We start from the raw sequence: 24,670 nt of genomic DNA, 5'->3' as shown, positions 1-24,670 counted from the left end.
CTCCTGAAGTTTAAGGTGTGGTTTGTGCCAGCATCTGCTTAGCGGCTGCCACCAGTTTGCGACGTTTAAAAATAAAATTCAGCCGGCTACCGCCAGCCTGACGCCATAACACCGCAGCGCGAACCGCCGCTAACAGCAGCGCCCGGACTTTTTGCTGAACGGCAGTTTGTTTTAGTAAATCAGGTTGGCCATAGACCTGAATGCGGCTGCCCAGGCTGCTGATGCATTCACTGTAAATATCGGCCAGACGACCGACGATGGTCTCGTCGGTGACGGCAAAGTGTTGCAGCTGACGCTCCAGCTGGCCAAGTTGTTTACCTAGCTCCGCCAGGTTTCTCTGGTTTTTATTGAGTTTGCGCTCTAGTGCCAGCACCCCCACCAGGTAGCGGGTCAGTTCAACATCTTTTTTGGTATTGTCGCCCAGCTGGTCGATAATCAACGCTAAGCCGGCGGCAAGATTTGCCGGATCATTGCCATATACCGCCAAAGGTGATTCCGGACTCAGGTTGGCAACACTGGCAAGCGTGGTGTGGTACAGCTCAGGCTGCAATTTATTATGCCTTGCCAGGTTTTGTAGTAAGCTCAGCGCCTGACACAGGCCGGCCAGACCAATAATTTGGTTTGATAAAGAAGGTTGCATAGTTACGTAATGGCCTCGTCGATAATGCCGCCGCCTAAACAGACGTCATCAAGATAAAACACCGCAGACTGGCCCGGTGTAACAGCTTTTTGCGGCTGATCGAATACCACCTTAATCTGGCCGTCAGCCAGCGGGGTAAGGGTGCAGCTAATATCCGTCTGCCGATAACGGGTTTTTACTGTACAGCGCAGCGGCTGCTTGGGCCCTTTACGGTCAACCCAATCTAACTGGCTGGCAAGCAGGCCATTGGCCAGTAACGCCGGATGATCATGCCCCTGAGCAACCAATAGCCGGTTTTGCGCTAAGTCTTTGCCAACTACATACCAGGGTTCGTCACTGCCATCTCGCAGCCCACCAATTTTCAAACCTTTGCGCTGGCCCAGGGTATGGTACATCAGACCATCATGCCGGCCCAGCACCTGCTCATCATCAATGCTGACAATATCACCAGGTTGGGCAGGCAGATATTGCTGTAAAAAGTCTTTAAATTTACGCTCGCCGATAAAGCAGATACCGGTAGAGTCCTTTTTATCATGGGTAATTAAACCCTGCTGTTCGGCAATCGCCCGCACCGCAGGTTTTTCCAGCTCACCTATTGGAAACAAGGTCTGGCTGACATGGTGTTCACTTAGGGTGTATAAAAAATAGCTTTGATCTTTATTGTTATCCAGGCCACGCAGCAGTTGCCAATGGCCATTATGTTGGCGGCGGCGCACGTAATGCCCAGTAGCAATATAATCGGCTGCCAGGGCCTCTGCGGCGAATTCGAGAAAAGCTTTAAACTTTATCTCTTTATTGCACATAATATCTGGGTTCGGGGTACGTCCCGCCCGGTATTCCGCCAGGAAATATTCAAATACATTATCCCAGTATTCTGCAGCAAAATTTATTTTATGCAGCGGAATACCCAGCTTGTCGCAAACCTGCTGCGCATCGTGCATATCCTCTGCTGCAGCACAGTATTCGTCATTGTCATCTTCTTCCCAGTTTTTCATAAACAGGCCTTCAACCTGGTAACCCTGCTGAATTAACAAATAGGCCGATACTGAAGAGTCCACGCCGCCGGACATGCCGACGATGACTTTTTTACTGCTGTTAGCTGACATTGCACCACACTGGCTGTGACCAAAATAAGGCGCGGAGTATAGCACTAAATTAAGCGGTAAAAAATCGTTATCACCAGCGTGGCTGCAGCTTATGTGTCTGCTGGCTGGTTTTTAGCGTAGCCGGGATCAGGCTAAGGCAAATTTATAACCCGGTATTCTCCCTGCGCTAAGTCAGCTAACTGCCATTGGCCAATTTGCTGGCGCACCAATCGCAATGTAGCAAAGCCCACGGCCGCAGTCATGCGTCGAACCTGACGATTACGGCCCTCGGTGATCGTCAGGCTAAGCCAGCTGGTAGGGATATTGGCGCGATAACGCACTGGTGGGTTGCGTGGCCATAGTGGTGGCGGGGCTATACGCTCTGCCACAGCAGGTAAGGTCGGGCCGTCATTTAGCAGCACGCCCTGACGTAAGCTGGCCAGGGCGGCATCAGTGATCTCACCTTCAACCTGCACCCAATACGTTTTAGGTGCTTTATATTTAGGATCGCTTAACTGATGTTGGGTCTGGCCGCAGTTTGTTAACAGCAATAGCCCTTCGCTGTCGCGATCAAGTCTGCCTGCCGGATAGACATCTTTCACAGTGATAAAGTCTGCCAGTGTCTTACGGGCCGGTGTACTGTTATCGGTAAACTGGCTAAGCACATCGTAAGGTTTATTGAACAATACCAATAGTGGAATGTCGACTTTGGTCCTATTGTTTTTTTTGTTAATTGGCTTATGTTGCCTGTGGCGAAATGGCGCGGGTTGTTTCAAAGCTATTTCCTATAAGTCACTTAACGTCATGCGGCCATGTCGATATTGCTAGCGCTGGCGCGCCTGTTTAAATCGACTTTATGCTGATATACTAACGGCCGTTGTTTTTGCTGCGTTTTAAACAATAATCACAGTGCTACAGTGTTAGCGCGGCACTTCCCACCGGGAGGGCCACCGGGCCACCGGGGCCGCAGGCTTCCGTGCACATAGTGCGATTACAATACAGGAACTAACATGTCGAAAGAAAGTGCAACAATTATTTATACCATCACCGATGAAGCGCCAGCACTGGCAACTCATTCTTTGCTGCCCGTTATCCAGGCGTTTTCTTCAGCTGCAGGAATTGCGGTTGAAACCCGGGATATTTCTCTGTCAGGGCGTATTATTGCCAGTTTCCCAGATTTTTTAAAGCCAGAGCAACAGATTAACGATGCGCTGGCAGAATTAGGCGAGATGGCAAAACAGCCAGAAGCTAATATTATTAAACTGCCTAATATCAGCGCGTCAGTTCCTCAGTTAAAGGCCGCGATTAAAGAATTACAAAGCCAGGGATATGCGCTACCCGAGTATCCGGCAGAGCCAAAAACAGAACAGGAACGTGATGTTAAAGGGCGCTATGATAAAATTAAGGGTAGTGCGGTAAATCCGGTACTGCGCGAGGGCAACTCTGACCGGCGTGCTCCGGCTTCTGTTAAGCAATACGCCAAAAAGAACCCTCACAGCATGGGCGCCTGGCAATCAAGCTCAGCCTCCCATGTTGCGCATATGCAACATGGCGATTTTTATGGCTCTGAGCAATCCACTACCGTCACAGCGGCTGATACGTTACGTATAGAACTGCATCAGGCCGATGGCAAAGTGGCAGTATTAAAAGACAAAGTGACTGTGTTGGCTGATGAGGTTATTGATGCAGCAACCATGAGCGCCAAAGCGTTACGCGATTTTTACGCTGCTGAAATTGCCGATGCGAAGTCAAAAGATGTCCTGTTTTCGCTGCATTTAAAAGCCACAATGATGAAAGTGTCTGATCCCATTATGTTCGGCCATGCGGTAAAGGTGTTTTATCAGGAAATTTTCAGCAAATATGCAGACGATTTTGCGAGCGCTGGTGTTGATGTTAGTAATGGTTTGGGTGATGTCTATGCAAAAATCACCAGTTTGCCAGAAGCAAAACAGCAGGAAATTAAAGATGCGATTGCCGCGTTGTACGCAGACAAGCCAGCAATGGCGATGGTGAACTCAGATAAAGGTATTACTAACTTACATGTGCCAAGCGACGTGATTATCGATGCGTCGATGCCAGCGATGATTCGTAGCTCTGGCCAGATGTGGGGCCCGGATGGTCAGTTAAAAGATACTAAAGCCGTTATCCCGGACCGCTGCTATGCCGGTGTTTATCAGGAAACCATTAGTTTCTGTAAAGAAAACGGCGCATTTGACCCCCGTACCATGGGCTCAGTGCCGAATGTAGGTCTGATGGCGCAAAAAGCCGAAGAGTATGGCTCACACGATAAAACCTTTGAGATTACCACAAAGGGCACGGTTAAAGTGTTAAACAGCAAGGGTGATGAGTTGTTTAGCCATGCGGTTGAACAGGGTGATATCTGGCGGATGTGTCAGGTAAAAGATGCGCCTATTCGTGACTGGGTAAAACTGGCCGTGAACCGCTCACGATTGAGTGACACGCCGGCGATTTTCTGGCTGGACAGTGAACGTGCTCATGACGCACAGTTGATTAAAAAAGTTAAGCGCTACTTAAAAGATCATGACACCAGTGGCCTGGATCTGCAGATTATGGCGCCGGTAGAGGCTACCCGTCATACCCTGGCCCGGATTAAACAGGGCCTTGATACGATTTCCGTAACCGGTAACGTGCTGCGTGATTATCTAACAGATTTGTTCCCGATTTTAGAGCTGGGCACCAGTGCTAAAATGCTCTCGGTAGTACCACTAATGAATGGCGGTGGTTTATTTGAAACCGGTGCCGGTGGTTCAGCACCGAAGCACGTAGAGCAATTTGTTGAAGAAAACCATTTGCGTTGGGACTCGCTGGGTGAGTTTCTGGCACTTGCGGCATCGCTAGAACATTTATCTCAGGTAACCGGTAACAGTGCAGCCAAAGTACTGGCAGATAGCCTGGACAAAGCGACAGCGACATTCCTTGATAACGATAAATCACCGCGACGCAAAGCGGGTGAGCTGGACAACCGCGGCAGCCATTTCTATTTGGCGCTGTACTGGGCGCAGGAGCTGGCAAATCAAACTACTGATACCCAACTGGCTGCCCGCTTCAAAACCTTGGCAAGCGCGATGCAGGCTCACGAGCAGGATATTTTAACTGAACTGAACGGTGTGCAGGGTAAGCCGGTGGAGATCGGCGGCTACTATCGGCCGAACGACAAGTTGGTTAGCGATGCAATGCGGCCAAGCCCGACGTTAAACAGGACGTTACAGTCACTGTAAGCTGCGCCAGATTAAGCAGCATAAAAAAAGCAGGCATTTGCCTGCTTTTTTATTAGTAACTGCCGATGCCAGGTCGGTACAACTTGGAAACGATGAAAACGTTATTCTTCGCCGGGGAGCTTAATATTTACAGCATGCAGCCCTTTAGGGCCTTCTGATAGATCGAACACCACATCCTGGCCTGCTTTTAGCGTGCGGTAGCCATCCATGCTAATGGTAGAATAATGCGCGAAGATATCTTCATCACGGCCATCTTCACGAATAAACCCAAATCCTTTGGCATTATTGAACCATTTTACTTTACCGGTAGCCATACTACTTACTTCCTTCTCTAAGTTAGCTATATTCTGTATTCTAGAGTGAACTTGAAGGGGACTTGTACAGCCCCAATATCTACTGTAGATAATTTAAGCAAAGAGTCAAGCTGTTTGCAAAAATAGCGCGATTTATTTACTAATTTTTAATATAAGCGCCTTTGCTGGTTGGCGCAGGCATGGCTATAGTTTATGAGCGGTAAGCAAAATTTAGATACGAAACACGATGACCTGGCAGAGTTAACCCGACAAAAAGTGACTCCGCCACCGATGTATAAGGTAATTTTGCACAACGACGACTACACTCCTATGGATTTTGTCATCGATGTGCTAACCCATTTTTTTAATATGCAATATGAAAAAGCCAGTGAAATAATGTTGAAAGTACATTACGAGGGTAAGGCGGTGTGTGGCGTTTTCACAGCTGAAATTGCAGAAACGAAAGTACAGCAGGTGCAACAATATGCGAAAGAGCATCAGCATCCGCTGTTGTGCACAATGGAACGCGCTTAGAAATGTCTTGGCATGGTCTGGAAGTGGTTCTCAGGGGTATTGGGAGTGAGCTATGTTAAATAAAGATCTGGAACTGACGCTGAATTTAGCGTTCCGGTTCGCGCGCGAACGCCGGCATGAATACATGACGGTTGAACATTTACTGCTGGCGCTGCTGGATAACCCGGCAGCCGGAGATGCGCTGAAATCTTGTGGCGCGAATATAGATAAGCTCAGACTGGAACTGGCGAGCTTTATTGATTCTACTACGCCAGTATTGCCTGACAGTGACGCAGAACGCGACACCCAGCCTACATTAGGTTTCCAGCGGGTGTTGCAGCGGGCCGTGTTTCATGTGCAGTCGTCAGGTAAATCGGAAGTCACGGGTGCTAATGTGCTGGTGGCAATTTTTAGTGAGCAAGAGTCGCAGGCCGTCTATTTGCTGAAGAAAATTGATATAACCCGGTTAGATATCGTCAATTTTATTTCACATGGTGTCACTAAAACGGAAAAGCTTGAACAGCATGATGACAGTCCGCAGGAAGAGCTGACTGATACGGTTCCGGAAGAGAGTAAATATCTGGAGAACTTTACCAGTAATCTGAATATTCAAGCAAAAAACGGTCACATTGATCCGTTAATTGGCCGTGATCGTGAAGTAGAGCGTGCGGTACAGGTATTGTGTCGACGTAAGAAAAATAACCCGTTACTGGTTGGCGAAGCCGGCGTTGGTAAAACAGCGATTGCTGAGGGGTTGGCGTATCGTATAGTGCAGCAGCAGGTGCCCGAAGTCATTGCCAATGCCACCATTTATGCGCTTGATATGGGCGCATTACTAGCCGGTACCAAATACCGTGGCGATTTTGAAAAGCGCTTAAAATCGTTATTGAAAGAGCTTGAAAAAGAGAAAGACTCCATTTTATTTATTGATGAAATTCATACTGTTATTGGTGCAGGTGCCGCCTCAGGTGGCGTGATGGACGCATCTAATCTAATTAAGCCGTTATTGTCCAGTGGCCGGTTGCGGTGTATGGGATCAACCACCTATCAGGAATTTAAAAGTATTTTTGAAAAAGATACCGCTCTGGTGCGGCGTTTTCAGAAAATTGATGTTACTGAACCCAGTGTGGAAGATACCACCAGGATATTGATGGGTTTAAAAGAACGTTACGAGCAGCACCATAATGTGCGTTATACCCAAAAAGCCATTCGCGCCGCGGCAGAATTGTCTGCAAAATACATCAATGAGCGACATTTACCGGATAAAGCGATAGATGTTATCGATGAGGCGGGAGCCAGCCAGCGGTTGCTACCGGCGTCGAAGCGTAAAAAAGTGATTAATGTGCCTGAAATAGAGCATATCATCGCCAAAATGGCGCGGATTCCGGAAAAGTCGGTATCCGCTACAGACAAAGATGTGCTGGCGAATCTGGATCGTAATCTTAAACTGGTGGTATTTGGCCAGGACGAGCCAATAGAGGTGCTGACTGCCGCTATCCGCTTGTCGCGATCAGGCCTTGGCAATGAAGAAAAACCGATCGGTAGTTTTCTGTTTGCCGGTCCTACGGGTGTGGGTAAAACCGAAGTGACCAAGCAGTTAGCAAAAGTCATGGGAGTAGAGTTATTGCGCTTTGATATGTCAGAGTATATGGAGCGTCATGCCGTCAGCCGGTTAATTGGCGCACCGCCAGGCTACGTTGGTTTTGAGCAGGGTGGCTTGCTGACAGATGCAGTGTCTAAACATCCGTATTCGGTTGTGCTACTGGATGAAATTGAGAAAGCTCACAGCGATGTTTACAATATTCTGTTGCAGGTGATGGATCACGGTACCCTTACCGATAATAACGGTCGTAAAGTAGATTTCAGAAATGTGGTGCTGGTAATGACCACCAATGCCGGGGTTCAGGAAACGGTGCGTAAATCCATTGGCTTTAAGCAGCAAGATCACAGCCATGATGCGCTCAGTGAAATAAACCGTACTTTCAGCCCGGAATTCCGGAACAGGCTGGATGGGATTATCTGGTTTAAACATTTAGCAGCCGATATTATTCTGCAAATTGTTGATAAATTTGTCTGTGATTTACAGGTGCAGTTGGATAAAAAGCAGGTGTCAATGGAGTTAACCACGGATGCCAGACAATGGCTGGCAGACAAAGGCTATGATCAGGCGATGGGAGCCAGACCTATGGCTCGGGTTATCCAGGAGCAACTGAAAAAGCCATTGGCCAATGAGATATTGTTTGGCCGGCTGTTACACGGCGGCGATGTCAAAGTCAGTCTGAAAAACGATGCGTTATGCTTTGATTATCAGACCGAGCAGGATTTGGCCCTAATGGATTAGGTTGGCACTGGTTACCATGCAAAAACCCGGTATTCACCGGGTTTTTTTGGTACTTAAGCTGATTTAACGCTGACGGAATACGATACGGCCTTTGCTTAAATCATAAGGCGTCAATTCAACGGTAACTTTATCGCCTGTCAAAATGCGAATATAGTTTTTGCGCATCTTACCGGAAATGTGAGCGATAACCACATGACCATTTTCCAGTTCAACTTTGAACATGGTATTTGGCAATGTATCCAGGATGGTACCTTGCATTTCAATTACGTCTTCTTTCGCCATTCAGCGTACTCGCCTCTATAAATTGGGTTTGAACCTTCAAAAAACTGCGCAGATTGTGCCGAAATCACAGCAATAAGTAAAGCAACAAGCGCTTTTTTAGGCAAAAGAGTGCCAATGTCCCCGAATAAATCGTTGTTGTGGCCTAAATTCGGCCTTGTAAGCCATCTTTTGACATGCTTCTACCAGATAACCTAAATAGACAAACGCTTTGTGATCCTGTCGGGCACGTTCCAGTAAATAAATAATGGCTAATTTTCCTGGAGAATACTGCTGATACTGCTGGGAAAAAAAGGTATAAACCGCCGAGTAGCTATCGGCAAGCTCATCAATAATGCTGACGCTAATCAGTTGCTGCTCATCATAAATCTCTAAAAAACGGATGCTAAGCCAGCTGCACTTCAGCATGCTGTTAAGTTGCTCCTCGGTAGCCGGGAACATAATGCCATCGTCATGTTTAAACGCGATATAAGCTGCAAACAGCGGATAATAGTCGGCAAAATCAGCAGTTGTAACCAACCTGTACGCCAAATTTGCGCGTGTTGCTTTATTTTGTAACCGGCGCTGGCTGCGCGACGGCTGCCAAAGCACCGGGTTGATCCGCACCGACTGGCAGGCCTGGCAGGCAGGGCAGTGCGGTGTATAGCTCTGTTCGCCACTGCGGCGAAAATTAAGGGTAAGCAACTGTTGGTATAATGCTGGGCTTATCGGCTCTTCTGGCATCAGCACCACTAATTGTTCCTGTTGGCCCGGCAGATAACTGCATGGACCAGGCTGTGTTAAGCCAAACCGTAACGGTTGTGATACTGCCTTCACATCGTCATTCATCCTGCAAGCTCAGGGTAGTAGGTTGCCAGTGCCCGGTTGGACTGCTTATTTTTACTTGCTGTTGTAGCAAGTTTAAGTAATGCGCTCTGCTCATTGGTTCGGCTCCCAGCTGTTGTAAAAACGGGTTAGGTAGCTGACAGTCAATCCAGCCTGGTGCAAAATGACTGATGTGTTGTTGCAATGCCAGTAACGCGAATTTTGCCGCATCGGGCACCCGGTTAAACATTGATTCGCCACAGAATAATCCACCAACTGCAATACCGTACAAGCCACCGACCAGTTTGGAGTGCTGCCACACTTCGATGCTATGAGCATGGCCTTGCTGATGCAGGCGCTGATAAGCGTGTTGCATTGGCGGCAGTATCCAGGTGTGGGGCTGATTTTTGCGCGGCGCGGCGCAGCCTCGGACGACCTCGCTAAACGCCTGATTAAGGGTGAGCGACAGTTCACCGCGCTGCCATTTTTTGCGCAAGGTACGGTTAAACTTGATGCTATCAGGCGCAAAAACCGCCCGGGTAGCGGGGCTCCACCACAATAAAGGGTCGCCCTCGCTGAACCAGGGGAAAATACCACTTTGATATGCCAGCACCAGTCGCTCTGCTGACAAGTCACCACCCATTGCCAGCAAACCATCAGGTTGCGACAACGCCTGTTCAACGGGGGGAAAGCTCAGTTGAACAGGGTCAAGTTCCGGCAAATAGATGGCCATAGCAGCGTTATTTCTGCTCGGTCAGACCATCCAGGTAACGTTCGGCATCCAATGCTGCCATACAGCCAGTACCGGCAGAGGTAATCGCCTGTCGATAAATATGATCAGACACGTCACCGGCTGCAAACACGCCGGGAATACTGGTTTGGGTGGCATTGCCTTCCGTTCCGCTGACTACTTTTAAGTAACCGCCGTTCATTTCCAGCTGACCTTTAAAAATATCGGTGTTAGGTGAGTGACCAATAGCGATAAATACGCCTTGCAGCGCCAGCTCTTTGGCGGCTTCACCTTTGGTAGAGCCTAACCGGACGCCGTTAACACCCATGTCGTCGCCTAACACCTCTTCCAATACGCAATGGGTATGCAGCACAATTTTACCCGCTGCCACTTTTTCCATTAAACGGTCAACCAGAATTTTTTCAGCTTTAAAGGTGTCTCGGCGGTGGATCAGGTTTACTTCGCTGGCAATGTTTGACAGGTAAAGTGCTTCTTCAACAGCAGTATTACCACCGCCGACTACCGCGACCTTTTGATTCCGGTAAAAGAAACCATCACAGGTGGCACATGCGGAGACGCCTCTACCGCTGTAAGCCTCTTCAGAAGGTAACCCCAGATATTTTGCTGAAGCACCGGTACAGATTATTAATGAATCACAAGTATAGCTGCCGTTATCGCCGGTTAAGGTAAAAGGCTGCTGCTTTAAATCGACTGTGTGAATGTGATCAAAGATGATTTCGGTATTGAAAGCTTCAGCATGGGCTTGCATCCGCTCCATCAATCCTGGGCCTGTCAGGCCGTGGGCGTCGCCCGGCCAGTTTTCAACTTCGGTAGTTGTGGTCAGCTGGCCACCTTGTTGCATGCCCGTTAGCAGTACCGGATTTAAATTGGCTCTGGCAGCATAAACTGCCGCGGTATATCCGGCCGGGCCAGAGCCCAGAATTAGTAACCGACAATGCTTGCTGTTTGACATGTATTACTCCAAAAAACGACTTAATGAAAACGCAATGGGGGTGATTCTAAAAGAATGCAATCACCATAGAAAGATCTGAGCTGCAATTAGTTTGCAGCTGTCTGTAAACCTTACAGGATCAATTCAATATTCCTTAAAAGACTAACTAATAACCTATCGTTATATAAGGCTCGGGAAAATTTCCTTAAATAGTTTATTTGTTTCTAATCTCCACTTTTATTTCCTGAATCAGGGTTGGCGATTTTTTTTATAATCATTTTGTAAGGGTTTTGTAATTGTTGTTTTGTTGAGTAACTGGTTAGTTGGATGTGCCAGGACGCAGTCAAAAAAAAGGAAGTCACCTAATCATTATTATGAAAACAAGGTACCACAATGAAAACAACTAAAAACCTCTTAATACTTGGTGTCAGCAGTTGCTTTGCCCTCACGTTAACTGCGCAGGCCGTCGAGACCAGCCTGATTGACCAAAACAACGATACTGACCGTTATATTATAAAATTCAAGCCGACTGCTGCGGTAATGAGCAGCAACAATGGCCAGAATACGTTTTCAACGCAGCAGGCAGAAACGGTTTTACGTGGTCATCGGGTCGACGCTGTGATGCATTTAAAATCTGCCAACGCCAGTGTGGCAAAGTTATCAGCCAAACAGTTAAAAGCACTGCAAGCTAACCCCAATGTCGAATATATTGAGCAAGATGCTAAACGTTACCTGATGGATGTTATAAGCCCGATGGCGCAATCGACGCCTTACGGTATTAGTATGGTGCAAGCAAACCAGGTAAGTGATGGCAGCGCGGGTAACATTAAAGTCTGTGTCATTGATACTGGCTATACCTCAGGCCATGAAGACTTGCAAAGCTCGGGTGTTACCGGCTTTGCGTTTTCAGGCCATGGCAACTGGTTTTCAGACGGCAATGGTCACGGTACTCATGTTGCGGGCACCATGGTAGCGCTGGATAATAACTCGGGTGTAGTCGGGACGATTGGCTCTGGCCAGGCTGGCGTGCATATCGTTAAAATTTTTAACGACTCTGGTAACTGGACCTTTGCGTCTAATCTGGTTCAGGCTATTCAGTCGTGTAAAGATGCCGGCGCCAAAGTGGTGAACATGAGTCTTGGCGGCGGTTCATCAAACCAGACTGAAAGTAACGCCATGACCAATTTTTATAATGATGGCATGTTACTGGTTGCCGCAGCAGGTAACTCGGGTAATACCAGTTTGTCTTATCCAGCTTCTTACAACGCTGTTGTGTCAGTAGCAGCGGTAGATTCCAACCGAAACCTTGCCAGCTTTTCACAGCGTAACTCACAGGTAGAGATAGCCGGCCCTGGCGTAAATGTCAGTTCAACCTGGCGCAATGGCGGTTATAACAGCATCAGTGGTACGTCTATGGCTTCACCACATGTCGCCGGTGTCGCTGCATTAGTCTGGAGTAACCATCCTTCATGTAGCGCGGCACAAATCCGTAATGTGTTAAATGTAACGGCGCAGGACCGCGGCGCAGCAGGGCGCGACAATTCTTATGGCTTCGGTATTGTCCAGGCTAAAGCTGCCGATGACTTTATTACCAACAATGGCTGTGACGGTAGCGGCGGCGGAACGCCTCCTGGCGGTGGTGCAACCTTCCCGAATCTGTCGGCTTCAACCGGTCAGTGGTTACGTGGTAGCTATCAAATCCCGGCTGGCGTAGCACAACTTACTTTCCAAATCTCAGGCGGCAGCGGTGATGCAGACCTGTATGTTCGTTATGGCAGCCAGCCAAGCACCAGTGCTTATACCTGTCGGCCCTATTTAAATGGTAACAATGAAGTGTGTACTATTAACAACCCACAAGCCGGCACCTGGCATGTCGGTATACGTGCTTATAGTGCCTTTAGTGGTGTAACGTATAGCTATCAGTACTAATGATAAAGTGATAGGCACGATGCTGAACCGGGTTGTGTAAGCAGCCCGGTTATTAGCAACGCAACTTATGCATTAACAAGTTATTCAGAAATCGTCTGATCGATAACTTTTAACTGATCCTGAAGCATCTTTAGTTGGTTTTGAATTTGCGTTTTGTGGTCACTATCGGCCGTTTTGAGCTTTTCTTCGCAGGCCGTTATTTTAATTAAAAGCTGATCTTTACTATCTTCCCGCTGAGCGGCTTGTTCTGCTTTGTCAAATACCACGTCTTCCACTACGGTTTCCGGGGTGCTGCTGCGTGTTGCGCGTTTTGCCGGTAACACTTTGCCGTCATCTGCAATTTTTCGCTGATTCATAAAACTCGGCGACATAATTTCAACCCCTGCATCGTGCAGGACATTCACTACCTGGCGCCGTAAACTGGAGCGGGCAGTTAGTAAGCTTTTCACCTCAGTCAGCATGCCACTGACCTTATACGTAATGGCATAATTGCCAAGTTCAAGGATTTGCACAAAGGGATCCGATAACTCGATATTGGTTGCGGCCTGGAGTAATAAAGTTTCAACGTCGGCATTATGCACATCATAGCCAAGAGAAAGAGTGGTAGAGACGATACAACCAGAACTGCGTGTAACGCAGATGGGGTGATTAACTAAAAACGTATTAGGCAACGAGACCAGTTCCCGGTTTTCAGTTTGAATTTCCGTATCCAGCAGCCCGCGCTCAACGACCCGGCCAAAAAAATCACTCACCTGGATAAAGTCGCCGGTACGAAAGGGCATGGTTACCCGCAGCATGGTGCCCGCCATAATGTTAGAGAAGAGTGTGCTGGACGAAAAAGCAAATACGCCAGAAATGACCAGGCCAATTAAGCCAATCACCTGGTTGCGGGTACTGTCACTTACCGGCAGCGATAAAGCGATGGCAATAATGCCGACTACAGTGAGGATAAGCATTGCCAGTTGTCGGGGAAAAAGCTTTTCGTTGCCATCAGTCTTGTGACGCTTGATTAATAAGATATGGGCCAACCACAGCAGTGCTATGACCACGACACTGGTTAGCAATAACGGTAAAAATAAATTTAAGGTTTCAGTCACTGATTGGACAACAGACATAGAGGCCTCATAAGGTTACTTACAGAACCAGCAACACGCGCTTTAGCTGGGCACTTAATGTTACTCTGACACCGTAGGTTGCAATCAGCCTCAGGCGGGTTGCGGCATCAGGTATAAATATACTGCTAGAAAATGCAATATGCTGCCAGCGAGCACGAATAAGTGCCAGAGCATATGATGCAGGTAAAGGGTGCGCCAGGTGTAAAACACTACGCCACTGGAGTAGGCCAGGCCGCCGGCCAGTAACAGCCACATTGCTGGGGCTGGCACATTAGCCAGCATTGGTTTAATCGCCACCACCACAATCCAGCCAAGCCCCAGATACAGCGCTAAAGATAACTTTTTATATTTCAGACCCGTAGCGAGCTCTAACACGACGCCAACCAAGGCAATAGTCCAGATAATGCCGCATAAAATAAGGCCCCAATCATGGCGCAAACTAATCAGTGTAAAAGGAGTGTAGGTGCCGGCGATTAAAATAAAGATAGCAGCATGGTCGAGCTGGCGCAGTCGGTATTTTAGCTGTGGGTTATGGATACTGTGATAGAGCGCCGAGCTGCTGTATAACAAAATAATACTGCTACCATAGACAATCGCACTGGCCAGTTGCCAGCTATCACCATAGCTTACGCTTAACCGTAGCATTAACACCAGGCCAACCAGCCCCAGCACGGCACCAACAGCATGGCTTAGTGCATGCAGGTATTCTTCCAACGGGGTATAGCGGCTTACGCTGGTCATTCAGTATTGCTCATTACGTATTGCTCACAAAGGTATCGTCACAGAATAGGCCTGGCAAATTCAGGTCGTTAAAAACAATGCTATCTTAACAGCACGCTATCACAGGTAAACACTAAAGCGTTGGTATTTAGTCAGAGCAGCGGTAAACTGCGCTTTTACGTCAAGATAGACTTATGCCACTGCTTATTATTCTGGGTTATGTTTGGCCTGAACCTAATTCCTCTGCCGCCGGCAGCCGCATGCTCAGCCTGATTAAATTGTATCTGGCTGAGGGCTGGCAGGTACAGTTTGCCAGCCCGGCTGAATTAAGCCCTCACCGCTACCTGTTGGCTGAATTGGGTGTTAAAGAGCAGCGTATTGCCTTAAATTGTGACAGTTTCGATAGTTGGCTATCTGAGCAAAACCCACAGGCAGTCATGTTTGACCGCTTTATGCTCGAAGAGCAATTTGGCTGGCGGGTAGAGCAGGCGTGTCCGCAGGCGATGCGGATCCTGGATATGGAAGACTGTCATGCCCTGCGCGATGCACGGCAACGTTGCCACAGCCAGCAACAGCCGGTAGATGCTGCCACCCTTAATTCTGAGTTGGCGCTTAGGGAAATAGCCGCCATTTACCGCTGTGATCTAACCCTGGTGATATCTGAAGCTGAAATGCAGCTGTTACAACAGCACTATGGTGTACCTGCTGCATTGCTCTGTTATTGCCCGTTCTGGTTGGAAGTGTTGCCGGCTATGCAGATCCCGGCTTTTAACGAGCGGCAGCATTTTATCGCCATTGGCAATTTTCGCCATGCGCCTAACTGGCAGGCCGTATTGTGGTTAAAGCAACACATTTGGCCACAAATACGCCAGCAGTTGCCAGCGGCAGAGCTGCATATCTATGGCGCTTATCCGCCAGCAAAAGCGACCGCATTGCATAATGCCAGGCAGGGGTTTCTGGTTAAAGGCTGGGTAGCTGATAGCCAGCAAGTGATGCGCCAGGCCAGGATATGTCTGGCGCCATTGGCCTTTGGTGCGGGCTTAAAAGGTAAATTGCTGGAAGCAATGTGTCAGGGAACTCCCAGCGTAACAACGGATATCGGTGCTGAGGGCATGAGTATAGATAGCACCTGGAGTGGTATGGTTGCTAATGACAGTAGCGATATTGCCGCAGCCGCGATCCTGTTGTATGAAGATGAGCAGCGCTGGCAACGGGCGCAGCAACAGGGATATCAGATTGTCAGCACACGTTTTGGCCCGGATCAGGGGCAGTTGGTATGGCAGAGAATTGAGCAGGTAATGGCTACGCTGGAACATTGCCGCCAGCTGAATTTTACCGGCCTGATGTTACGGCATCATGCCTACCGTAGTACCAAATTTATGGGGCAATGGATAGCGCTGAAAAACAAACTGGCGCCATAAGCGCCAGTTTGTGATAACGAAAAACCCGCTGTCGGTATTAACGGGTAAGCGTATTAACGCGCACCACGAGGTGGCCGCTGCTTACTATCGTTTATTTTCTCCGCCCAAAACGCAGCGGCTGCGCCCGGCGTGGTGTTAGCCGGTTTTGCTGCTTTAGCTTTGCTTTTCGCGGCCGGTTTGGCTGCTACTTTCGCGGCCGGCTTAGCAGGTTTTTTGTCTGCCTTTGCAGGCTTGTCTGCTTTGGTTGCAGCCGCTTTAGTTTTGCCGCCTTTACCATAGCTCTCTGCTAGTTCTGCCAGTTCAGCCAGACGGATATTTTTACCACCATCAACGCTAAACCAGCCTGGCTTTTGCTCCAGCTCTGGTGCTTTACCAAATTCAGCTTTATAAGCTGCAGTAAAATCAGCGATTACCTGATCTTTATCCAATTTTGTCATGCTTAGGGTACCTGTGCGTGAAAATTAATCGTTGCCCGCTATTTATACATCAAAATGCAGGTAATAGACAAATCTGCCTGCTTTTTAACAGCTTTTAAGTACAATAGACCTGATAGCCAACCAGATTAACCGGAGATTTTATGTTGCAACGGCAGCAATTGACCAGCCTATTGGCAGAACTACTGCAAAGCGAACGGATACGTGATTATTGTCCAAACGGCTTGCAGGTTGAGGGCAAGCAGCACATTAAACGTATTGTTACCGGGGTAACCGCCAGCCAGGCTCTTATAGATGCAGCCATTAGCTGGCAGGCAGATGCGGTGATCGTGCATCATGGCTATTTCTGGAAAAACGAAGCGATGGTGGTAACCGGCATGAAGAAAAAACGCCTGCAAGCGTTGCTGACGCACGACATAAATTTGTTTGCGTATCATTTGCCGTTAGATATTCATCCTGGCCTTGGTAATAACGTGCAATTAGGCAAACTGCTGCAGGCAGCAGCGGTTATGCCACTGCCCGCAGCAGAGCCGCTTGGTGTGGTAATGCAAGGAGAACTGCCAACGCCCCAGAGCCTTAGCCAGGTGGCTGATAGCCTTGAGCAAGCGCTGGGCCGCCCTGTGTTAGCGCACGATGCTGGCAGTAACCGGCCAGTACATAAATTGGCCTGGTGTACCGGTGGCGGTCAGGGTTACATTGAGCAAGCGGCTGCAGCGGGTGCTGATTTATTTATCAGCGGTGAAGTATCTGAGCAAACCATTCATGTATCGCGAGAGCTTGATATTCACTTTATTGCCGCGGGCCACCATGCAACAGAGCGCTATGGTATTAAAGCACTGGGGGAGTACCTTAGCGCCAACTATCCGTTGCAGGTGCAATTTATTGATATCGATAACCCGGCATGAACAAAAATACCGATCGTAGCTTCGATGGCATTGCCGCCAAGTTCCAGCGCAATATTTACCAGAGTAGTAAAGGTGCGATCCGCCAGCAAGTGCTGCTGCGGGATTTAGGCACGCTGGCGGTGCTGCAAAACCCATGTCAGGTGCTGGACGTTGGCGCAGGTCAGGGCCAGCTTGGTCTGGCGTTGGCATCGCAAGGACATCAGGTAACATTAACGGATATTTCGGCAGATATGCTGGCGATGGCAGCAGCAGCGGCGACCGCACAGGGCATAATCGTTACCGGTGCTGATGCCAAGCTGCGTTTTAGCCAGCAAAGCCTGGCGGCGTTAAGCCAGCAGGCCGAGCAGCAATACCCTCTGGTACTATGCCATGCCATGCTAGAATGGCTGGCTGAGCCACAGTTGGCGTTAACGCAATTATGGCAGCTGGTTGAGCCTGGGGGGACCTTGTCGCTGATGTACTACAACAAAGATGGCAAGCGCTTTAGCAATATTCTCTATGGTAACTTCGATTATGTGGCCGCCGACTTTAAGGTTAAAAAGAAAGTACAATTAAGCCCGCAAAACCCGCTGGAACCGCTTAAGGTAGAACAATGGTATCAGCAGGCAGGGTTTTCCCTGATCAGTAAAACCGGGGTTCGTTGCTTTCATGATTATTTAAGGGATCGTACCCAGCAGCAAAGCCATTTCCAACAGCTGCTGGCACTGGAGTTGTTATATAATCAGCAAGAGCCCTATGCGTCACTGGGCCGTTATACCCATCTGCTGCTGCAAAAACCGCGTTAAACCGCTGACGTTGTCAGTAATCTAAGCAGGGTTAATCAAACTCGAAGCGGTATAATAAGTCTATGGCGTTGTCCAGGCCAGATACCGCTTCCAGATACAGACTTTGCATTAAACGATAGCGCAGGGTGAATTCGCCAATAGGTTCAAAAATCCCAATGCCGTATTTTACCTGCAAATCCCGGGTTAAATAGCCGCTCACCGTTACCTGTGATTTGTCACCTGATCCCGCTGTATCAAGGGTTAAATCACTTACTCCAAACGCTTCACCTATTTCGCCAACCAGACTGCCACTTGAGGCAATGCTCATACCGATAAGGCTGGTGGTTACGGCATTGGCGGCGCTGCCCGATTGGCTATCCAGATCACGCCCCACCAGCAAATAAGACAGGGCATTGGCCTGCGGCATGGCAGGCTCTGAGAAAATAGTAATTTGTGGTTTGTCTGCCGGGCCAGTCACCCGGATCCCGGCCACCACATTATCTTCCATATTGGCTGGGTTACGGATCGCTTCTACATTTAAATAGGGCTGATCTGGCGGGCCATTAAAGGTCATTTTGCCGCGGCGGATTAGCAAATCCTGGCCATACGAACGAAACGTACCATCAACCAGTCTGACTTCACCATTAATGGTTTGTTTGCCGTCTTGCTGCCTTACCTGCAAATTGCCGCGTAATAAGGTTTCCAGACCAAATGCGGCCAACTTAACCTTGTCGCCCAGTTGCAACTTAATATCTGCAATAATGGGCGTTGCCATGGCTTGTGGTTCCGTAACAGGCTGGCCTTCAGCATTCAGAATAACGGTATCGCCAGATAAGCCGACCGCATTTTGTGGTAATTCATCGATACTTAACTGCGCACTTGGGATGGCGACGCTACCGGTAAGTTTAATCAGTTGCGGGTTAGCACTGATTTCAAGGTCTGGCTTAACCTGCAGTTTGCCTTGCTCAATCTGAATACTGAGCGGGTCTCCTTTGACCCCCAGGCGGGCTTGCCAGTTGTCAAGTTGTTGCCAGTCGGCCTTACCCGTCAGTGCCAAATCACCTTGCGGGGTGACAATATCACCCTGCAAATCGGCCTGAGCACCTTTAAAGGCAACCCGCAGGCTACCGTTATTGATATCGGTGGGGGCCAGTTTGCCTTTTACCCGCAGTTTATCAAGGGCGAGCTGTCCAGAGAGTAATGGGTTTTCCAGGCTACCTTCGGCAGCAATATCAGCGCTAATTACGCCGGCTAACTCACTGTACTCATCCAGTAAAGGTTGCAGGAACTCCAGGGTAAAGTCGGTTAACTGCACGCTGCCGCTCAGTGGCCGGTTACTGCTGCTAATATCAGCAATATTAAGCTTGGCAGTTAAACCTGCTTGCTCATTTAACGTGGCTTGCACCGACGTCGTTAGCTGGTCATTTGCTAACTGACTGCTCAGGGTTAACTGCTGCCAGCTTAACGCAATCGGCGGTGAGCTTTGCTCAGTTAACGCACCGTGGTTGCTTTGTACTGATAAATCAAGGCGAGGGCGCTGGCCTGGTTGCCAATTTGCACTGACGCTGGCATTTAACTCACCCGATAAATTTACTGCCAGTGGCATAAGGGCATTCAGGCTGGCCAGGTTTAATTGTTGCAATTCCATTGTTGCGGCCAGGTTTTCGGCACTAAGACTGGCATTGTCGGTTAAACATAGTGAACCAGGGTCGTTTCGCCAGCAGTGCCGACTGATATTCAGTTGCTGAGGTTGATGCGCATAGCGCAACTCGACCGCATCTTGCAGTTGCCATGCACCAATCGGACTGCCTACTGTGGCATCGCTTAACTGACCTCGCCAGCGCTGGCGTTCAGTTAGCTGGCCACTCAGCGCGAATGAAATATCAGACCGGGTCGATTGCAACGCAAGCTTAAGCTGGTGCTGTGTTTCGTCGCCTGTGCCTGTCAGATTAAATTTGTCAATCTGAAATCCCTGCACCGAACCCTCGCTGGCGGTAAGGTCAAGGTTTGCTTGTAATTGCTGGCTCGGTAGTATCTGCAGTTGCAGATCAAGGGCTAATTGTTGCAACGAATTACCGTCGTAACGTAAATCACTGGCGGCAATCGTTGCCGTCAGCTGTGGCTGTCGCTGGGCGCCGCGAACGGCAATGTTGGCATTGATAATGCCTTGGGCTGACGGCAGGCTGCTGCTTAAATCAGGTACAGAAACTTGTGCATCCAGCTGCCACTGCTCTGCCAGCGACCCCGACAGGGTAATGCGATTATCGCCATGTTGCAGGATCAACTGTTCGCTGTCGAGTTGATAACGGTTAACGGGCTGGCGAAAACTGGCGGCCAGCTTACCCTGGATGTTAACTGTTTCATCTTTTAAGCGGCCGTCGATGGCTAATTGGCTTAATTCCGTTTGCCAGCTGCCATCCTGACTAAAAGTTCCGGTATTAGCTAATTTGCCATTTATTTCGCCGCTAAATTCTGGCCAGAATGAACCTGGTTTTATGCTGCTAAGGTTAAGCGCTGCCTGCCAGCGCAGGGTGTCGGCCAGTTCAATTCGGGCGTTGCCGACAACAGTACCATCCAGTGTGGCTATCTTTGCAGAATCAACTGTTAATACCGAATCTGTCAGCAGATACTGCCCGGCTGCGCTCAGCACTGCGGCGGGTAAAGTGCGGTGCGATACCCCGGCCTTCACCTTAAATTGTAATTGTTGTAAATCGCCACTGGCGCTCAGGTTGCCGCGGCTAAGTTGCCAGCTGTCGTCGCCCTCAAGAGGCCAGGCAAAAGTTTCATACTGTAAATCGACATTTAGCGGTAGCCCGGCGCTAAGTACTGCTAATTGCGCCTCTCCGGTTGCCTCAATTGTACCCGTGGCGCGGACACGTACCGCCAGCTCAGCCAAACTGCCACTGAGGCTGATATTCAATTGCTGTTCAGCCAGTGGTGCCTCCTTAAGAACGGCGCTTAGCCGGGCGTTCAGCGGGTAATTGCCTTTAAGGGTTATATCGGCGGTGGCGCTGAGCCGTGCCTGCGGGTGGCTGGCTTGCAAGTCGAGGAGGCGGATACTCTGCTTACGCGCTTGCAGACTAAACCGTACATCCGGCAACAACGTTTTCTGCTTTTCCTGGATGATGCTGGCATCGATCAGACTAAAGCCGTTGACGAAAACTGCCAGTGGCAGCGTGATGTCGCTAAGTGCGGGCGGCTGATAGCTAAATGGCTCTGGCGATGGTTCACTTTTAGCTGCCAGCTCAATTTGCAACTGTTGCAGCTGGCTGTTATTCACTTGCAGCTCACGGCCCCAGGCTTCTACAGACGTATTGAACTGGTCAAACCGAAAGATATTTTCGCCAAGCGTCACCGTGCCATTGCTTAATGCTAGCTTAGATACACACAGCTTAAACTGAAAAAAACAGCCGTTATCAATGTCCAGCTGTAACTGATCAAGTTGAAAAGCGGTGTTATCGTTTTGCCAGCGGACATTATTAAGTTGCATACCGCCAAGCAAGCTACCGTTATGCCCGGCAACCGATAACTCAGGGACATATTTGTGACCAAGCCATACCCCCAGCTTCATGCCTGTAGGGGTGTAGAGCAGAATTACCAGCAGCAATACCACAACCAGTAATGGCAGGATCAGGGTCCAGTTAAGCCATTTCAGGGTTTTACGGATCACTGGCTTCATAGCACTGGCCTTATCGTTTGACGTTTATCGCTCATAATTCAGGACCAAGCGCGAAATGAATTTTAAAGGCTTTCCGCTCACCGCTATCCAGCCCATAACCAAAATCAAGTCGCACCGGACCGACCGGTGAGGCCCAGCGAACACCTAAACCCACACCGCGTTTAAACTCCGGCTTGTCTTTCCAGGCACTGCCATAGTCAAAAAAGCTGGCGAGCCACCAATTGCCTTTGACCCGGTACTGGTACTCCAAAGAGGCGGTTGCCATATAGCGGCCACCGATCACCTCGGTACTTTCATCTTGCAGCGGCAGTGATTCATAGCCATAGCCACGCAGGTTATTATCGCCGCCAGCAAAAAAACGCAGTGAAGGGGGCAAGTCTTCGAGTGCGGCGCCGACCACCGCTCCGGCGTCGGCGCGGGTAATAAATCGATGATCGCTGCCGATACTGCCAATCCAGCCGGCCCGGCCGCGCAATCTGACAAAGTTTGCATCGGAGCCCCAATGCTTATCAGATACTTCAACAGTAAACAGTAACCTATCGGCCGACCGTGGCATCTGACCAGCCGATTGCCGTAGCCGGTTAAAACTAAGACCCGGCATAAGAATATTACTGGTATTGGTTTGTTCAAACTCGGTTGCCTCTTCATACAACCAACGAACTGACGCAATGCGATACCAGTCACTTTCTAACAGCCAGTGGCGCTCTGCTGCCAGATTTGAGACCTTGGTGCGGACATTGTCCTGCCGGCTATATTCTTTAACGCCAACGCCATATTGAAACTGATAAAAGTCACTGGGCGATTCTGCCAACGGCATTTTGTAGCGCGCTTCAATATTTTGCTCCTCACCGGATAAGATCAGATCGGCATTTACACTATGACCACGGTCATTTAGCCAGGGTTTAAACCAGCTTAACTTAAGACGAGCGCCAACCTCTTGCGAGTAGCCAATACCGGTTTCGACACTGTTGCGCAGCCTCGGTTCCAGTTTAACTGTTATCGGTAAGGTGTAATCGTTAATTTGTTCGGTAGCACCTTCAATGGCGATAGATGAAAACCAGTTGGTATTGGCAAGTATCTGATTAAACTCACCCAGCTCAGTGGCGAGATAGGGCTCACCCGGTTCAAACGGGATTAACCCTTGCATCCATTCGTCCCGGATTTGTTGACCACTGAAGGTGACTTCGCCAAATTTATAACGCTTACCGCTGGCAAAATGCAGGTGGATATTGGCCTGATTCAGTTCAGGAATCACTTCCAGCCGGCTGCGGCTAAACGCAGCATCAAAGTAACCTTTACGAAGCGCCAGACTGCGTAACTCATTTTTCAGACTTTCGTATTTTCCATGATGCAGAATATCACCTGCTTTCGGAGCCTGGTTGTTAAGCACGCTGGTAAATTGCTGATCGTCAATCGCATCGCCGCTCAGCACAATGTCAGCGATGTTAATCCTGACGGGTTTTCCAGGGGTAATGGTAGCGGTTAATGTGGTTTTACCGGAACCCTCTGATAGTTTAAATGCCACTTCGCTCTGGTAATAGCCGAGCGCTTGCAATGCCGTCTCAATATCCTGTTGCAAGCTCAACTGAAAACGCAACGACCCTGAAATGTCGTTGGCATCATATTTTGCGATAAAAACATCGACGTTTTGCGCTAACTCACCTTTTAGTCCCTCAATTTTCAGCTTGGTTTGCGCAAAGCAGCTGCCATTAATCAACAGTAAAAGATAAATCAGGCTTCGAAATAGCGTCATGCGGATGATCTTGTTCCCCGGTAAAATGAAGAAAAACCCCTGGTGGATGTGGTCTGTCCTGGATAATTAGCTGCTATTATGCCGCAGACCGTGGCACAGTGTACACCGCCGATACTGGATCTTAGCTTAACAAGCCGCCACAAAAGCAAGGTTAGGTACAGTTTAGCGTGTTGGCTGGTCACTTGCTAAGCCGCACAGTTTGGGTGGCACTAAACGCCAGCCCTATTTTTCGTTATACTATGCCGTGTGCCGGGCATAGTATAATGTCCCTGTTAGCAAATCAGGTCCGGCATTGCCTTAAACAGATAATAAGATCGTTGCAACCAGACAAGGTGTATTGAAATGCAAAATATTGTAATCAGTGGTTCAGGGCTATTTACGCCAACCGCTACTATCAGCAATGAGGAGCTGGTTGCCAGCTATAACCAATACGTTGATTTACACAATCGGCAGCATGCGATTCAAATCAGCGCGGGTCAACATCAAGCACTGGAATATTCCAGTAGTGAGTTTATTGAAAAAGCCTCAGGCATAAAGTCGCGGCACGTGTTGTACAAAGAAGGCATTCTTGATCCCACCATCATGCACCCTGTATTTGAAAAGCGAGATGAAAATACGCCACCAGAAATGGTCGAGATGGCCGTAGCTGCTGCCCGTGAAGCGATGGCCCAGGCCAATAAAACCGCAGCAGATATCGATCTTATTATCTGTGCGGCTTCCAATATGCAGCGGCCTTATCCGGCACTCTCTATCGAACTGCAGCATATTCTGGGGGTAAGTGGCTATGCTTTTGACATGAATGTCGCCTGTTCATCCGCCACATTTGCCATTAGTAACGCTGCCAATGCCATACGGGGTGGCACAGCGAAAGTAGTGTTAGTGGTTAACCCCGAATTTGCTTCACCTCAGGTAGATTATAAAAATCGTGACAGTCATTTTATTTTTGGTGATGTCTGTACCGCCACCATCATTGAAGCACAAGGCAGTTGCACGTCAGACCAGGCTTTTGCCATTCTGGGTATGCGGCTGCAAACCAGTTTTTCAAACAATATCCGTTGTGATATTGGCTACACC

General features: G+C 48.9%; 21 protein-coding genes. 8 read left to right on the top strand and 13 right to left on the bottom strand.

Annotated features, from left to right (window positions below; genetic code table 11):
- Positions 1 to 10 precede the first annotated feature (10 nt).
- From hflD to ABY802_RS04745, 3 genes are all read right to left on the bottom strand, one after another.
- Positions 11 to 640 carry a high frequency lysogenization protein HflD gene (hflD, locus tag ABY802_RS04755; protein WP_372625863.1) on the bottom strand — a complete coding sequence of 210 codons (630 nt, stop codon included), beginning with the start codon at positions 638 to 640 and terminating at the stop codon, positions 11 to 13.
- Positions 641 to 642: 2 nt separating this feature from the next.
- On the bottom strand, positions 643 to 1,746 hold the full coding sequence (gene mnmA, locus ABY802_RS04750) for a tRNA 2-thiouridine(34) synthase MnmA (RefSeq protein ID WP_372625862.1): 1,104 nt from the start codon (positions 1,744 to 1,746) through the stop codon (positions 643 to 645).
- Between the two features lie 131 nt (positions 1,747 to 1,877).
- Entirely contained in the window at positions 1,878 to 2,426 is a 549-nt protein-coding gene (locus ABY802_RS04745; protein ID WP_372625882.1) for a pseudouridine synthase, read from the bottom strand.
- Between the two features lie 309 nt (positions 2,427 to 2,735).
- Between ABY802_RS04745 and ABY802_RS04740 the strand changes: the two genes are divergently transcribed.
- Complete coding sequence (locus ABY802_RS04740) at positions 2,736 to 4,964, top strand: NADP-dependent isocitrate dehydrogenase (RefSeq protein WP_372625861.1); 2,229 nt, start codon at positions 2,736 to 2,738, stop codon at positions 4,962 to 4,964.
- 101 nt (positions 4,965 to 5,065) lie between these two features.
- Here the strand turns inward: ABY802_RS04740 and cspD are convergent, their stop codons facing one another.
- Positions 5,066 to 5,278: a cold shock domain-containing protein CspD gene (gene cspD, locus ABY802_RS04735; RefSeq protein ID WP_019676583.1), complete on the bottom strand. Its 213-nt coding sequence runs from the start codon at positions 5,276 to 5,278 to the stop codon at positions 5,066 to 5,068.
- A gap of 192 nt (positions 5,279 to 5,470) precedes the next feature.
- Here cspD and clpS point away from each other — a divergent pair, with 192 nt between their 5' ends.
- Together clpS and clpA are read left to right on the top strand one after the other, a co-directional pair.
- The gene (gene clpS / locus ABY802_RS04730) at positions 5,471 to 5,791 is read left to right on the top strand and encodes an ATP-dependent Clp protease adapter ClpS (RefSeq protein ID WP_372625860.1); all 321 of its coding nucleotides are present in this window, start codon (positions 5,471 to 5,473) and stop codon (positions 5,789 to 5,791) included.
- Between the two features lie 52 nt (positions 5,792 to 5,843).
- A complete protein-coding gene (gene clpA, locus ABY802_RS04725) occupies positions 5,844 to 8,111 on the top strand; it encodes an ATP-dependent Clp protease ATP-binding subunit ClpA (protein ID WP_372625859.1) in 2,268 nt (755 codons plus the stop codon).
- 63 nt (positions 8,112 to 8,174) lie between these two features.
- Here the strand turns inward: clpA and infA are convergent, their stop codons facing one another.
- The 4 genes from infA to trxB all read right to left on the bottom strand — a co-directional run bounded on the left by infA (position 8,175) and on the right by trxB (position 10,897).
- The gene (gene infA / locus ABY802_RS04720; protein WP_019676586.1) at positions 8,175 to 8,393 is read right to left on the bottom strand and encodes a translation initiation factor IF-1; all 219 of its coding nucleotides are present in this window, start codon (positions 8,391 to 8,393) and stop codon (positions 8,175 to 8,177) included.
- A gap of 96 nt (positions 8,394 to 8,489) precedes the next feature.
- Positions 8,490 to 9,206, bottom strand: a complete 717-nt coding sequence (locus ABY802_RS04715; protein ID WP_372625858.1) for an arginyltransferase — start codon at positions 9,204 to 9,206, stop codon at positions 8,490 to 8,492.
- A gap of 4 nt (positions 9,207 to 9,210) precedes the next feature.
- A complete protein-coding gene (aat, locus tag ABY802_RS04710) occupies positions 9,211 to 9,927 on the bottom strand; it encodes a leucyl/phenylalanyl-tRNA--protein transferase (protein WP_372625857.1) in 717 nt (238 codons plus the stop codon).
- 7 nt (positions 9,928 to 9,934) lie between these two features.
- The gene (gene trxB / locus ABY802_RS04705; RefSeq protein ID WP_372625856.1) at positions 9,935 to 10,897 is read right to left on the bottom strand and encodes a thioredoxin-disulfide reductase; all 963 of its coding nucleotides are present in this window, start codon (positions 10,895 to 10,897) and stop codon (positions 9,935 to 9,937) included.
- 372 nt (positions 10,898 to 11,269) lie between these two features.
- On the opposite strand from trxB, the gene ABY802_RS04700 reads away from it, so the two are divergent.
- Entirely contained in the window at positions 11,270 to 12,805 is a 1,536-nt protein-coding gene (locus ABY802_RS04700) for a S8 family serine peptidase (protein WP_372625855.1), read from the top strand.
- 80 nt (positions 12,806 to 12,885) lie between these two features.
- Here the strand turns inward: ABY802_RS04700 and ABY802_RS04695 are convergent, their stop codons facing one another.
- Positions 12,886 to 13,920, bottom strand: a complete 1,035-nt coding sequence (locus ABY802_RS04695; protein ID WP_372625853.1) for a mechanosensitive ion channel family protein — start codon at positions 13,918 to 13,920, stop codon at positions 12,886 to 12,888.
- 90 nt (positions 13,921 to 14,010) lie between these two features.
- A complete protein-coding gene (locus ABY802_RS04690) occupies positions 14,011 to 14,661 on the bottom strand; it encodes a hemolysin III family protein (protein WP_372625852.1) in 651 nt (216 codons plus the stop codon).
- A gap of 173 nt (positions 14,662 to 14,834) precedes the next feature.
- Here ABY802_RS04690 and ABY802_RS04685 point away from each other — a divergent pair, with 173 nt between their 5' ends.
- Positions 14,835 to 16,061 (top strand): glycosyltransferase, encoded by a 1,227-nt coding sequence (locus ABY802_RS04685; RefSeq protein WP_372625851.1) that lies wholly within the window; start codon positions 14,835 to 14,837, stop codon positions 16,059 to 16,061.
- A gap of 53 nt (positions 16,062 to 16,114) precedes the next feature.
- Here the strand turns inward: ABY802_RS04685 and ABY802_RS04680 are convergent, their stop codons facing one another.
- Positions 16,115 to 16,498 carry a hypothetical protein gene (locus tag ABY802_RS04680; protein ID WP_372625850.1) on the bottom strand — a complete coding sequence of 128 codons (384 nt, stop codon included), beginning with the start codon at positions 16,496 to 16,498 and terminating at the stop codon, positions 16,115 to 16,117.
- A gap of 140 nt (positions 16,499 to 16,638) precedes the next feature.
- Here ABY802_RS04680 and ABY802_RS04675 point away from each other — a divergent pair, with 140 nt between their 5' ends.
- Both ABY802_RS04675 and ABY802_RS04670 read left to right on the top strand, forming a co-directional pair.
- On the top strand, positions 16,639 to 17,400 hold the full coding sequence (locus ABY802_RS04675; RefSeq protein ID WP_372625849.1) for a Nif3-like dinuclear metal center hexameric protein: 762 nt from the start codon (positions 16,639 to 16,641) through the stop codon (positions 17,398 to 17,400).
- Entirely contained in the window at positions 17,397 to 18,185 is a 789-nt protein-coding gene (locus ABY802_RS04670) for a methyltransferase domain-containing protein (protein WP_372625848.1), read from the top strand. Before ABY802_RS04675 ends, ABY802_RS04670 begins: the two co-directional genes overlap by 4 nt.
- Positions 18,186 to 18,216: 31 nt before the next feature.
- Here ABY802_RS04670 and ABY802_RS04665 read toward each other — a convergent pair whose 3' ends face one another.
- Both ABY802_RS04665 and ABY802_RS04660 read right to left on the bottom strand, forming a co-directional pair.
- Positions 18,217 to 21,843 (bottom strand): translocation/assembly module TamB domain-containing protein, encoded by a 3,627-nt coding sequence (locus ABY802_RS04665; protein ID WP_372625847.1) that lies wholly within the window; start codon positions 21,841 to 21,843, stop codon positions 18,217 to 18,219.
- 31 nt (positions 21,844 to 21,874) lie between these two features.
- Positions 21,875 to 23,596, bottom strand: a complete 1,722-nt coding sequence (locus tag ABY802_RS04660; protein ID WP_372625846.1) for an autotransporter assembly complex family protein — start codon at positions 23,594 to 23,596, stop codon at positions 21,875 to 21,877.
- A 342-nt stretch (positions 23,597 to 23,938) separates the two neighbouring features.
- On the opposite strand from ABY802_RS04660, the gene ABY802_RS04655 reads away from it, so the two are divergent.
- A partial coding sequence (locus ABY802_RS04655; protein WP_372625845.1) for a beta-ketoacyl-ACP synthase III occupies positions 23,939 to 24,670 on the top strand: 732 nt, incomplete at its 3' end.

Origin of the sequence: Arsukibacterium sp., assembly GCF_041616895.1 — a bacterium.
In the GTDB taxonomy this organism is placed as follows: Bacteria; Pseudomonadota; Gammaproteobacteria; order Enterobacterales; family Alteromonadaceae; genus Alishewanella.
Note: the sequence above shows the minus strand (reverse complement) of the source record. Positions and strands in the feature narration are given on the sequence as shown.

What these genes read in the sequence shown, in the direction of transcription:
- trxB (WP_372625856.1), bottom strand. Translation starts at nt 10,897, where the DNA reads ATGTCAAACAGCAAGCATTGTCGGTTACTAATTCTGGGCTCTGGCCCG.
- aat (WP_372625857.1), bottom strand. Translation starts at nt 9,927, where the DNA reads ATGGCCATCTATTTGCCGGAACTTGACCCTGTTCAACTGAGCTTTCCC.
- ABY802_RS04700 (WP_372625855.1), top strand. Translation starts at nt 11,270, where the DNA reads ATGAAAACAACTAAAAACCTCTTAATACTTGGTGTCAGCAGTTGCTTT.
- clpA (WP_372625859.1), top strand. Translation starts at nt 5,844, where the DNA reads ATGTTAAATAAAGATCTGGAACTGACGCTGAATTTAGCGTTCCGGTTC.
- clpS (WP_372625860.1), top strand. Translation starts at nt 5,471, where the DNA reads ATGAGCGGTAAGCAAAATTTAGATACGAAACACGATGACCTGGCAGAG.
- ABY802_RS04740 (WP_372625861.1), top strand. Translation starts at nt 2,736, where the DNA reads ATGTCGAAAGAAAGTGCAACAATTATTTATACCATCACCGATGAAGCG.
- ABY802_RS04665 (WP_372625847.1), bottom strand. Translation starts at nt 21,843, where the DNA reads ATGAAGCCAGTGATCCGTAAAACCCTGAAATGGCTTAACTGGACCCTG.
- ABY802_RS04675 (WP_372625849.1), top strand. Translation starts at nt 16,639, where the DNA reads ATGTTGCAACGGCAGCAATTGACCAGCCTATTGGCAGAACTACTGCAA.
- ABY802_RS04680 (WP_372625850.1), bottom strand. Translation starts at nt 16,498, where the DNA reads ATGACAAAATTGGATAAAGATCAGGTAATCGCTGATTTTACTGCAGCT.
- hflD (WP_372625863.1), bottom strand. Translation starts at nt 640, where the DNA reads ATGCAACCTTCTTTATCAAACCAAATTATTGGTCTGGCCGGCCTGTGT.
- ABY802_RS04690 (WP_372625852.1), bottom strand. Translation starts at nt 14,661, where the DNA reads ATGACCAGCGTAAGCCGCTATACCCCGTTGGAAGAATACCTGCATGCA.
- infA (WP_019676586.1), bottom strand. Translation starts at nt 8,393, where the DNA reads ATGGCGAAAGAAGACGTAATTGAAATGCAAGGTACCATCCTGGATACA.
- ABY802_RS04660 (WP_372625846.1), bottom strand. Translation starts at nt 23,596, where the DNA reads ATGACGCTATTTCGAAGCCTGATTTATCTTTTACTGTTGATTAATGGC.
- ABY802_RS04695 (WP_372625853.1), bottom strand. Translation starts at nt 13,920, where the DNA reads ATGTCTGTTGTCCAATCAGTGACTGAAACCTTAAATTTATTTTTACCG.
- mnmA (WP_372625862.1), bottom strand. Translation starts at nt 1,746, where the DNA reads ATGTCAGCTAACAGCAGTAAAAAAGTCATCGTCGGCATGTCCGGCGGC.
- ABY802_RS04670 (WP_372625848.1), top strand. Translation starts at nt 17,397, where the DNA reads ATGAACAAAAATACCGATCGTAGCTTCGATGGCATTGCCGCCAAGTTC.
- cspD (WP_019676583.1), bottom strand. Translation starts at nt 5,278, where the DNA reads ATGGCTACCGGTAAAGTAAAATGGTTCAATAATGCCAAAGGATTTGGG.
- ABY802_RS04685 (WP_372625851.1), top strand. Translation starts at nt 14,835, where the DNA reads ATGCCACTGCTTATTATTCTGGGTTATGTTTGGCCTGAACCTAATTCC.